The following is a 12,206-nucleotide window of genomic DNA, read 5'->3' as shown; positions in this document are numbered from 1 at the left end:
AGTAGCTCAGTTGGTTAGAGTGCCGGCCTGTCACGCCGGAGGTCGAGGGTTCGAGCCCCTTCTGAGTCGCCATGAAAGAACAAGTTCTAGTCTATAAGAACTTGTTCTTTTTTATTGTTTAAAAAATTATAATCAAGTCAGATCTGTGGGTAAATTTTGAAAGTATTATAAGAACAAGTTATTAAAGGGAATTTAAATATAAATAAGATGTTAACACAGAATAACATAGTTTGCGAAACAGATTTTTCAAATAAATATGATTTATAATATCAATTTGTAGTAAAAATGAAAACTCTAATATGATAGTCATTAAGAGAATAAATATAATATTAGAGTTTAGTTTATTTAAATTATCTATTTTTTTCTAAATTTTTCTTAATCCTTATATCTTCAGAATAAAATTTGCAGAGCTTAAATTCTCCAATTAGTCTAGAAGCGATTCGCTCGCTATACTGCTTAGTTATTCCTGGCAAAGTTAAATTGGTTGAGATAAGCATTTTCTTATTAGCAAGAATTCGCTTGTTAATTATATTAAATAATTCAGTTACTGAAAATTCATTAAGGTGTTCTGCGCCTAAATCATCTACAATTAGTAAGTCGCATTCTAGTAATAATGACTCTAAGCCTGAGTCATTATTGAATCTTATTTCTCTTAAATTTTTAATTAACTCATCAGAGGTTTTATAAATTACTAAGAATCCCATATCTAATACAGATTTAGCAATACAATATGATAAATATGTTTTACCACTACCTGGATTTCCGTAAAATAATAAGTTTGTTGATATTTCTGAAAAACTAGGAAGATAGTCTTTTAATATATATTCTAAATTATTCTCCATGTTTTTTCTTGGAGAATATTTTTCATCTCCAAGTTTATGACTTGAAAACAAATTTAAATCAAAATTATCAAAGTTATTATAGGATGTTGTATTTTCTAATTCTGAATTTTTATAGTATAACTTAATGAGCTTTTGTTTATAGCAAGTACATTTTATATTGCCTATAAAGCCTGTATCTTTACATTTATTGCATTGATATCGCAAATTCAAATATTCAGGATCATAACCTCTTTCAACTAACATTTCACATTTTTTTATTCTTAAATCTGTTATATTTTCCTTATAATCATCTATTGTTTTTTCACTATCTTTAGATTTAAGAATTGATACTGCCATTTTTAAAGATAATCGTTGAATTTTATTATCCAATTCAATAATTTCAGGATACTTCTTTGATATTTCTTCTTTCCTAATCTTCAAATTTCTAGCTTCATCTTCTCTAAGTTTATCATATATTTTTAAAATTTCTGTTTGATAACCTTTAATCATCGCTATCCCATCCTAAAAGTTTTTTTTCTAATGAATCATAGTCATACTCTCGAGCCTCAAAATTATTAAATTTGAGAGATGATTTATCATTATTATTAGTATTATAAGTTTTTTGATACTTATTATTTTTTGAATTTTTATTATCTTTAAGAGCTATATCTTCTAAAGTTCTAATATTATTTTTATTCCAATTACTTAAGATTCCGTCGATATACTTGAAATCTGCTCTATTCAATCTCTCAAAGCATACGTCACAAGCTTTAAATATAATTTCGTTTGAATACTTATAAATAAGAAGCCATTTTTCTATTAAATCCTGTTGAGGTTTCATTATGTCTGTATTATTTATACCTAAGTAAGTAAGAATTTTTCTTATATTAATCCACTTATCCTCTGCTTTTTTTATTAAGTTTTGAGCTTGCTCGATAGTGGTTATTTTTTGATCATGCCAAGCTATAGCAACCTTTTCTATATATCTAGAATCACTTTTTCCCTTTGATATACAGTATTCCATTAAAATCAGAATTAATTCAGATGAAAAACCGAATTCCTTTTGCCAATTTAAGTAAAGTGACATTTCGTTTGGCGATAGAGGTCTAGCTAGAAGAGTTTCAATATCCTTTAGCATATCTTTAGTATTTGTACTATCCAAAGCTTCTAATAAGTCAACTTGTTTAGTAGATTTGGAGGGTTCTTCAACTAAATCTATGAATTCTACATTAAAATTACCCATCTTATCTATCTGAGTTAGCTTTATAGCTCCTTGATCATTCCAATAATTAAATGCATTCATAATGTCTGATTCTAACAAATTAAGCGAGGAAGCTAGTATTGATGAGCTAACGCCTAATTCACCAGAAATAGTATACTTTAGCATCAATAAATAAACTTTTACAAATTCGCCTCTAGCCTGTGGCATGTATTTTTCTATAAATACATTGTTAACAGGAGTGAACCCTAGAGATCTATTCTTTAACATAAATGTGCTCATTCCGTTTACTACCTACCTTTCAAAGTTTTTAATATATATTATAAAAACAAAACTCTATCTAATAATATTAGATTAGCATAATAGTTTATAATGTAAGTTATATAATAACCTAATGTATGTAAAATAATTATAGCATATTATCACCTTAATAAAGCGAAATATTAATCAACTAATACTTGGGATTAATTACTTTTATATAAGATTTGAGAGAAGATAAAGAGCATGCATTTGTCTTTATAAGAAATTAACTAATTTAATAAAACAAATGCATGCTTCTAAATATGGATAATATTCATTAAAATAAATAATCATATGATGAGTTTATTTATATTTACAATACCTTCGCCTTGAATTTGATTTGATATCTCATCAATAGGATCACATGCAACCTTTAATAAGGAAATCATATCTTTGAAAGTTATTGACGGATTTTTCTCACATAATAACGCACATAATCCACTAATATAGGCTGTAGCAATAGATGATCCTGTAAAAGTTTTATATGGTACTTCAAGTTTATTTGGATAAACCTTAATTCCGTTTTTTTCTGAAATATAGTTATTATCAGAATTCAAGGATATAATATTAACGCATGCAGCAGATAGATCAGGTTTTAATAATTTCCCATATGGTCCTGCAGAAGAATAAGTATAAGGCTTCATTATGGAGGTAGTTGAATTTAGACCACCTATAGTGATACAGCTTGGTAGCGTAGCAATTCCCATAATAGAATTTTTTTCACTCAGGTTACTTCCGCTAGGAACTATTGGAATTAATCCTTTTGATATAGCATACTTAAATGTCAAATCAAAACAAGAGATAATGAATGTATTATGAGTTAAAAGTTCAAAAGGCAAGCATAATACCTTTATGTTATTTTCTTTAGATATATTAGATAAACTTTCTATAGAATATAATATATCCGAAGCAAATCCTTTACCGAGTTTATCAAATGCCTTGTAACAGAATAGCTTACTTTTATTACAAATTCCTTTATACATGTTATTTGATGAGATGCCACTACTACACAAAATTCCGGCCATGGAGGTACCATGTCCATTATCATCATAAGGATAGCGAAAGTTATTAATTAAATCTTCAAATAACTCTATTTTAGTGCTAGGGGAAGTTAGGTCCTGATGAGGAAATATTCCGCTATCTACAAGTCCTATTCCTACTCCTGCGCCAGATAAACTATACTTTTCCGAAAAGTGAATCTTATTTGCAGTAGTCACACTCATTCCGCACAAAAATAGGTATTCATCCAAGTAAATTTTTTTAATTTCAGGATATTCAGAAATTCTATCTATGCCTCTTGAATTTAGTTCGGCACTTATAATATTAGAGGATTCAATAATGTGATGTACAGTACCCTTATATGAACTGATTTTTTTTACTACTGAAGATTGAAAATCTTTATATTGTATAAGTATTCTATAACTTTTATAAGCATTTTTTGATATATAATCTTTTAGATTATGGTCTAGCTTACTTTTAGATGAAAACATATATTTCTCCAAAATATTATTACTTCAATATATTATATGAAAAAGAATTTTATTGTTAATAAAAAATGAAGGATTAAAAAAATTTTTGTTATATAATTTTGATTAAATAGATGAAGAGATTGTACAAAAAATTAAATAGTAGATTGATTATTAAAAATAAATACAAGTATGAAACTTGAATAAAAATAATAATCAATCTACTATTTAAAAACTGTAGGTCTCCCCTATGTCTATAATTTTTATAGCTTTATCATTTAAATTTAATAATGATTCTTCAGTCTCCTGAAAATTCTCTAATGAAATTTTAAAAGTTTTATAGTGAATTGGTATCATTGTAGGGCAAGACATCATTTTAAACATTTCATAACTCTGTTCTGGCGTACAATGCATATACGAAAATCTATCAGGTTTATAACAACCTACAGGCATTAATGCAACATCACAGGATATATTCTTAAAATTATCTGTGAGCGCTGTATCGCCTGCGAAGAACACTCTTTTATTTTCTCTTTCGATTAAAAATGAAATACTTTCATCATCATGTCCAAAATAGAAGCGTCTCCCATCATGATTAGCTTCGTAAGCAGTAATTTTTATAAAGTCATCTTTATATACATCTCCAGGATGTAATAAAAATACATTTTTAAAACCAAGCAGTCTAGCAATACTGGTATATCCTTTTGGAACAATAAAGACAGCATCTTTATTTAATTTTTTTAGAGATGAAAAATTTAAATGATCCATATGTCCATGAGATAGTAGTATATAGTCTACTTTTAAATCATTTATGTATACTGGTTTTTTTACAAGTCTCTTAAAATATCCTAAGGAATTGGAAAATACAGGGTCAGTTATAATAATTTTATTTGATAGATTAATAATTGTGGTAGCATGACCAAACCAATTAATTGAATTTTCTATAATTTTATCAGATTTTATTTCAGCGCTTTTTTTTACATATTCTTTTATATTGTTAATTGTTAAATGGAATAAAAAATTAATGTTAGAAAAAAGATTCAAGTCTTATCCGTCCCCTCCTAATGATTCCACTTAAATATTACAATACCAGCAATCATAATAGCAATACCTAAAAAATGATTTAATGAAAATCTAAGCCGTTCACTGCCAAATAACCCAAAGGCATCTATAAGTGCGGCAGCAAGTAATTGGGATATTAATATAATACCAATACCGAAGGTAGGTCCCATTGAGCTAACACTTTTTATTACGGTAAAGGTTATAACAACCCCTAGTGCGCCACCTAATAAATAAAGCTTGTTGGAATCCTTCAAATTAGAATAATTACCATCACCTAAAAATAAAAAAATGATAAGGCTTAAGATAAGGGCAATTATCTGAACTAATAATGTAGTTTCCCATACACCGATTTTCTCACCTAGTCTGGTATTAAATACACCTTGAATACTCATAGCAATTCCTGAAATTATTGCACATATTATTCCAAACATAACATCACCTCAGAATTATTATTCCCCTAAGAATATTAAATATTATAAAAAATAAAAAGGGTGTTATGTAATTAGCATGAATGCATTAATTAAAGTATAACCAAGTTGTCTAAATCCTTAATAAATTGATTTTGTATTTGAGATTCTGAAAAACCTAATGTCAATCCTAGACTTAATAGGTCTTCAAATAAAGTTAAGTAGTGATCTATAGATGGGAAAGCAATTAAATCATTTATGTCAATATATAGGTTTAGAAACTGATCACTTAAACAATAGTCATTAGGTGCCATAGATACTGCAATTAAATCTGTATATTTATGATCAATACCTAGTGTTAAGACTTGAGAAATACAAGTTATATACTTATCGAATATAGCACTGATGTTAACAGGTCTAGATTTTTTTAGTAAGTAGCTAAAACAATTAGTTTCACTAGCTAATGCACCAAGAGAGATTTCAAATTCTAGGTTTTTGCGTACTCGCAATTTGTGGGAGTCTAGCTCTTCATTTATAGATAAACTATCATTGTATTTTTTTTGTACTTTAAATAGTGGCTGAATATTCATAGTGAATCCTCCTACATTTCTAATAATAATATTATTTTACAAAATCTTTAAAATAAATGAAAGTTCGGAAAACGACTACAAAAAAATATTTTTAGAAAATTCGAAATTAAGAGATTATTTTTAAATTAATTTTACTTTCAAGGAAAATATAACTATAGATTTAGAGTGATTTTAAAAAATATTAAAAAAGACTGTACTGAATATAAAAATTCAATACAGTCTTAAAAACATAAACTAATTGGATTGTTTAACAGGCGATTTATTATGATAGTAAGAATGCTTAAGCTAAAAGTCTTTCAAAATATAAGATTTTAAGGGAGTATTCTTTTTTACCGTAGGAAGCTTCCATATTTCAACACTCTTAATTCTTAATTTAACAAAGTTATCAGTATTATATATATCAGGGAAATTTAGCTTTACATCTTGCTTTTTATAGTCCTTAGGAAGATAACCTAAATTTGCAAGTGAAACAAAACTATCTCCAAAAGACTTAACAGTAAATCCGTTAAGTTCTAATATATCAAAAAGACTACGAGAAAGTCTCCTTATATAACCTTTATCGTCTATTTTTAAATTTATACTTTTGGTAGGCTCAAACAAATAGACTAAATCACTTGCGTCAATTCTAAAACTCTTATAAGGTGCTATAATTTTATTAACAACTGGATATAATTTATCCAAATTTGGATTTTCAATAGATGTTAATAAGACAAAAGGCATAGGTGAGTTTCTATTTGCTCTGAATTTTTTTGACATATTCCTTTGTATTGGTGATATTACTTGATAGGTTTCCTCATCAAATAATGCAACTATATAGTACTTCATGATAAACCTCACAATCTCAATATATTGTATTAATAAAAATCTTAGTAAATTATAACACAATAAATAGAATAAAAGAATAGAAGAATAATTAAATAGTAATGAACAGTAATGTCAAGAATAATTAGGTTTTTAAGGATATTTTTTCAATAAAAGAAATATTTATTCCAGTAATATATGTTTTAAGGGATATAATTACAACAAAACCAAAAGAAAAATTGTGTTGTAACACATATATAGTTAAAAAAGTGTTAATGGACTGAAAAAATGTATTTAAATAAATTTAGTTTATGATATAATAATTAAAGTAGATTTTAATTATAAAATAGGTTAATAATGTAAAATAATATATATGATAATATAGATTTTAATAGATAGGGTGAATTCAATGGAGAGATTAGTTATAAACGGCGGAAACTTGCTAGAAGGTACTGTTGATATCAATGGGGCCAAGAATGCAGCAGTAGCAATATTACCAGCAGCTATAATGGCAAGTGATGGAAAATGCATAATTGATAACATACCAGATATTGAAGATGTACACTGCTTGGAAAGAATACTTAGAAGCTTAGGTTGCGATATTATTAAGATAGATAACAATACTTTAGAAATAGATAGTTCTAATGTAAATAATTTTGATGCGTGCACGGATGATGTTAGAAGAATGAGAGCTTCATATTATTTCATTGGAGCTTTATTAGCACGATTTAAGAAAGCAAGAGTAGTTCTTCCAGGAGGGTGTTCAATAGGGGTAAGACCAATTGACCAACATATAAAAGGATTTGAAGCTTTAGGAGCTGATGTGTTTATAGAGCACGGAGCAGTTAATGTTAAAGCTGATAAGCTAGTAGGCGCTAATATATTTTTTGATGTAGTTTCAGTAGGAGCAACAATAAATGTTATGATTGCGGCAACATTAGCAGAGGGGGTAACAGTGCTAGAAAATGTAGCAAAGGAACCTCATGTTGTTGATGTTGCGAATTTCTTAAATTCAATGGGAGCTGACATAAGAGGCGCAGGAACAGATGTAATAAGAATTAAAGGAGTAGAAAGCCTAAAAGGCTGTTCTTATAGCGTAATACCAGATCAAATTGAAGCTGGTACATTCATGATAGCAGCTGTTGCTACAGGTGGAGATGTTTATATAAGAAATGTTATACCAAAGCATTTAGAATCAATTACAGCTAAGCTTACAGAGATGGGGGCAGTGATTGAAGAAGGTGATGATTGTATTAGAGTTACCGTGAAGTCACCACTTAAGGGTGTGAATATAAAAACCACACCATATCCAGGATTTCCAACGGATATTCAGCAACCAATGTCAACATTGCTAAGTATTGTGCCGGGAAGAAGCTTAATTACTGAATCTATTTGGGAGAATAGGCATAAACACATAGATGAATTGAAAAAAATGGGAGCCAATATTAAAGTTGAAGGCAGAGTTGCGATTATAGATGGAGCGCAAAAATTGACAGGCGCAGTAGTAAAGGCAACAGATTTAAGAGCAGGTGCTGCCATGGTTATTGCGGGATTAGTTGCAGAGGGAACAACTGAAATAACTAGTATAGAGCATATTGATAGAGGATATCCTCATATAGAAAATAAGTTTAGAGCTTTAGGGGCAGATATTAAGAGAATAGAAGTTGATGAATAGTATAAATTAAAGGGGAGGAGATTGGAATGATATTTTGTTCTTTATATAGTGGCAGTAGCGGTAATAGTATGTTTATTGCCTCAAATAAAGCTAAGATATTAATTGATGCAGGACTCCCAGGTAAAAAAATTGATTTGGCGTTGCAAGAAATTAATGAAAATCCAAAAGACTTGAACGGAATTTTTATAACTCATGAGCATAGTGACCATATCAAAGGGGTTGGAGTACTGTCTAGAAAGTATGACATTCCTATATATGCAAATGCTGATACTTGGTCTGCTATGGAAAGCTTAATTGGAAATATAAAAGAGCATAACATAAAAGTAATTGATAAAAGATCATTTACTGAAATAGAAGATATGAGTATTAAAGCATTTAATATTCCGCATGATGCAGCCGCACCAATGGGATATACAGTTAGCTCAGGAGAAAAAAGCATAAGTGTAGCAACTGATTTTGGAACTTTTACAAGAGAAATTTATGATAATATAAAAGATTCAGAAGTTATTCTTCTTGAAAGTAATCACGATGTAAATATGCTTAAGTTTGGACCATATCCATATCCTTTGAAACGTAGGATATTGAGCGAAATAGGACATTTATCTAATGATGATTGTGGGAGTGCCATAGTTGAACTATATAAAGGTTCAACTAAGAAAAAGATTATTTTAGGGCATTTGAGTAATACTAATAATCAACCAGATTTAGCATATCAAACTGTTTTAAACGTGCTAAATGAAAATGGAATTAAGCTAAAAGAGGACATAATATTAACTATGGCAAACAGACATAATCCTAGCAGTTATATAGAGATATAGTTTATTTGAGCTTATAATTTATAGAAATATATTATATATAATCAATGAAGATTTAAGGGAGGACTTAAAAATGAGTTTATATACAAATTGGACTGACATGGTTGTTGACTATGTAAAAACTAAGGGAGAAAATGCTTTCTGGGAAGAATATAGTAAATTAGAAAAATCAATATATAAAGATTTATTAGCTAATCATAAAAGTGTTAAAAAGACTACAATAAATGAATTAGCTAAAGATTATGATTCCACAGTAGAATTTGCTATGGGATTTATGGATGGTATTAATGATAGTTTAAAAACTCAATATGATCTTGAGACTATAGATGCTGATACAGAAATAGTACTTGATATAAATCTAGAAACTTTATATTTGAATATGCTAGATGCAAAAGCAGAATATTTATACACATTACCACAATGGGATGGAATATTCTCAGTGGAAAAAAGAAATGAAATACAAAAACAATACAAGGAATCTAAGATAGTAAGAAATCTAGATAAGGTTGGAAGAAATGATATGTGCCCATGTGGAAGTGGGAAGAAATATAAGAAATGTTGTGGAAGAGATAAATAATATAATTACATATAAGTAAACTCTATATTTAGAGGAGTTTACTATTCAATGTAGTAAAAAACCCTAGTTTAGATAGGGTTTTTTTCTTTATTAATGGTTTCGTGAAAAATAACAATTCACAAAGGTCAATATAGTTGGTATAATTATGTTATACAAGGAATTGTAGTAAATAAATAGTAATGCTATGGAAGCACAAGTACGGATTTAAAAAATCTGTATTTAGTGCTTTATTTTTTTATTAAAAGTAGATATAAGAATAATATATGGGGGGATTGCTATGAGTTTAAAGCTTAAATATCTGTTGAATAGAAATCTAAAGGAACATTCAGAAAAAGTATTTGAAGGAATATCAAATGGAAGAAAAAAGGCATTAGATAACTGGTTTAATGACAAGTGGGCACAATTAGAAAATATTAAGAATTCACTTGTGGCATTAGAAGACAATGATAATATAGTATGTAATTATTTAATTGAAACCGTAAAAAAGCACGAGGACTTTTGCGAAATATTTGTTTTAGATGAGAAAGGAATAGTATCAGTTTCTTCGTGCAAAGAGCATATTGGATTAGATATGAGTGATTTACCTAATCTAAAAGCGGGATTAGAAGGTAGGCCTTTAATGTATGGACCATATATTGATAAAAGAACCCTACATACTGATATAAGTAATAAGAAATTTGCTGATGATGTTACATTAATGTTTTCCAGTACATGCAAAAATCACAGTAATCAAATTAGAATATTATGCTGCAGAACACTAAATGATGATATGAGCAACGTAATTCAAGATGAGGATACTCATATATATAAGGATTCTGGAGATAATTACTTATTTATGGTGAAGACTAGCAGAGATATTAAGCCCGGAACAGCAATATCTAGAAGCAGATTTGAGGATAATACATTTACGTTAGGGGAGAATCTTAAAGATGGAGTTAAAACAAAGAGTTGGGGTACAGTTAGAATTAAAGAGCATACCGAATTTGAAATAATTTTTAATGATCCGGCTACAAGTAAATTACATCGAGGAGTTGAAAATACAATTCGAAATGGTGAAAACCTAGATTGTTGGCCAGGATATCCAGATTACAGACATATAATGGTGGGAGGTAAGGGAACATTAATAACCCCCCCGAACTGTGATGAGGTATGGGGAATGATGTGTGAAGGTGATATAGCTGAGATATATAATTTTCAAAGTATTAATTTAAAGATGCCAATATCTATATCAATAATATCAGCAATTCTAATTGCAGTAAATTTTATAGCAATTAAATTATCACCGAATAATAGTATATTCACATCCATAGCAATGTGGATTATATTATCACTATTTTCGTTATTAATATCTAAAAGAATGATTTCATCCCCTTTAAGTAGAACGATAAATATATTACAAGATATTGCGGAAGGCGAAGGAAATTTAACAAAAAGAGTTGAAAAAATATCATCAGATGAAATCGGAGAGCTGTCGCGATGGTTCAATAAATTCATAAATAATCAGATGAGCATGTTATATAGAGTGAAAAGATCAGCTAAAACTACAAAAAAATCAGTAAATATAGTTTCTAATATAACAAGCGAAGTTAAAAATGGAATGGGAGTCATTGAAAATACAGTGATAACTTTACTGGAAAATTCTAAAGACCAAAATCTAGTATTCCAAAATACAAAAAACAAATTTTCAGATATTACAGCATCTATTCAGGAAATGGATAGTCTTATATTAGAAGTATCAGGTATAGTTGAAGGAACTAATGAAAGTGCAGCATCGGCACAAAGCATATCAAAAGAAGTCTTGAGTAATATGGAGGATTTAGAAAAGACCATCGAGAATACAGTAGAATCTATAAGTACTTTACAGGGATATTCACAGGAGATAAGTGAAGTAATTAATGTTATAAGAAATATAAGTAAGCAGACACAACTTCTAGCGCTTAATGCATCAATTGAAGCTGCAAGAGCAGGAGAGAGTGGAAAAGGATTTTCTGTAGTAGCGGAAGAAATATCTAAGCTAGCACTAGAAACAGAAAGTGCTACCAAGTCAATAAGTAATGTCATTAATCAAGTCCAAAAACAGACACAAGCAACATTTGAATATGCAGAAGAGATAAATACTAAGGTAGATATATCTACAGCGAGTGTAAAAGAATCTATTCAATCATTTGATCATATTAATGATGATGTAAATATAATAGCTAATGCGATGCAGTCAATATCAGAAATAACTTCGACCCAGAGCCAAAGTGTTGGGGATGTTATGAATAATGTAAGCACTATGGCAGATAAAATAGAACAATCTACCGAAAATAGTTCAAATAAAAGTGAAGAATCACTGTCTATGGTTAAAAAAATATTATTAGAAATAAGACAACTAAAGCAAGCAACCGATGTACTGGAATATTCGTCAGATAATTTAAATGAGATGGTTGGATCATTTAAATTAAAGTAAAAAATAATATAAAATATAATT

The 12,206-nt window shown here is 28.8% G+C and carries 11 protein-coding genes; 4 read left to right on the top strand and 7 right to left on the bottom strand.

What is annotated here, in order from left to right:
- Positions 1 to 350: 350 nt before the first annotated feature.
- From L3B96_RS26000 to L3B96_RS25970, 7 genes are all read right to left on the bottom strand, one after another.
- A complete protein-coding gene (locus tag L3B96_RS26000; protein ID WP_238948964.1) occupies positions 351 to 1,331 on the bottom strand; it encodes an ATP-binding protein in 981 nt (326 codons plus the stop codon).
- On the bottom strand, positions 1,324 to 2,322 hold the full coding sequence (locus L3B96_RS25995; RefSeq protein WP_238948963.1) for a DnaD domain protein: 999 nt from the start codon (positions 2,320 to 2,322) through the stop codon (positions 1,324 to 1,326). Before L3B96_RS25995 ends, L3B96_RS26000 begins: the two co-directional genes overlap by 8 nt.
- A 308-nt stretch (positions 2,323 to 2,630) precedes the next feature.
- Positions 2,631 to 3,830: a S8 family serine peptidase gene (locus L3B96_RS25990; protein WP_238901183.1), complete on the bottom strand. Its 1,200-nt coding sequence runs from the start codon at positions 3,828 to 3,830 to the stop codon at positions 2,631 to 2,633.
- A 204-nt stretch (positions 3,831 to 4,034) separates the two neighbouring features.
- Complete coding sequence (locus L3B96_RS25985; RefSeq protein WP_238948962.1) at positions 4,035 to 4,850, bottom strand: MBL fold metallo-hydrolase; 816 nt, start codon at positions 4,848 to 4,850, stop codon at positions 4,035 to 4,037.
- A gap of 17 nt (positions 4,851 to 4,867) precedes the next feature.
- The gene (locus tag L3B96_RS25980; RefSeq protein WP_078117634.1) at positions 4,868 to 5,299 is read right to left on the bottom strand and encodes a DMT family transporter; all 432 of its coding nucleotides are present in this window, start codon (positions 5,297 to 5,299) and stop codon (positions 4,868 to 4,870) included.
- Between the two features lie 89 nt (positions 5,300 to 5,388).
- Entirely contained in the window at positions 5,389 to 5,865 is a 477-nt protein-coding gene (locus L3B96_RS25975) for a dUTP diphosphatase (protein ID WP_012061213.1), read from the bottom strand.
- 285 nt (positions 5,866 to 6,150) lie between these two features.
- Positions 6,151 to 6,690 carry a hypothetical protein gene (locus L3B96_RS25970; RefSeq protein WP_238948961.1) on the bottom strand — a complete coding sequence of 180 codons (540 nt, stop codon included), beginning with the start codon at positions 6,688 to 6,690 and terminating at the stop codon, positions 6,151 to 6,153.
- Positions 6,691 to 7,075: 385 nt separating this feature from the next.
- On the opposite strand from L3B96_RS25970, the gene L3B96_RS25965 reads away from it, so the two are divergent.
- The 4 genes from L3B96_RS25965 (at position 7,076) to L3B96_RS25950 (ending at position 12,185) form a co-directional block, all read left to right on the top strand.
- Positions 7,076 to 8,341 carry a UDP-N-acetylglucosamine 1-carboxyvinyltransferase gene (locus L3B96_RS25965; protein ID WP_012061211.1) on the top strand — a complete coding sequence of 422 codons (1,266 nt, stop codon included), beginning with the start codon at positions 7,076 to 7,078 and terminating at the stop codon, positions 8,339 to 8,341.
- A 26-nt stretch (positions 8,342 to 8,367) separates the two neighbouring features.
- On the top strand, positions 8,368 to 9,159 hold the full coding sequence (locus L3B96_RS25960) for an MBL fold metallo-hydrolase (RefSeq protein WP_012061210.1): 792 nt from the start codon (positions 8,368 to 8,370) through the stop codon (positions 9,157 to 9,159).
- A gap of 70 nt (positions 9,160 to 9,229) precedes the next feature.
- Positions 9,230 to 9,733, top strand: coding sequence for an SEC-C metal-binding domain-containing protein (locus L3B96_RS25955; RefSeq protein ID WP_238901184.1), 504 nt, complete (start codon positions 9,230 to 9,232; stop codon positions 9,731 to 9,733).
- Positions 9,734 to 10,010: 277 nt separating this feature from the next.
- Positions 10,011 to 12,185 (top strand): HAMP domain-containing methyl-accepting chemotaxis protein, encoded by a 2,175-nt coding sequence (locus L3B96_RS25950; RefSeq protein ID WP_238948960.1) that lies wholly within the window; start codon positions 10,011 to 10,013, stop codon positions 12,183 to 12,185.
- Positions 12,186 to 12,206: the final 21 nt, after the last annotated feature.

Source organism: Clostridium sp. YIM B02569 (assembly GCF_022320765.1).
GTDB lineage: Bacteria > Bacillota > Clostridia > Clostridiales > Clostridiaceae > Clostridium > Clostridium beijerinckii.
This window is presented reverse-complemented; position numbering and strand designations above follow the sequence as displayed.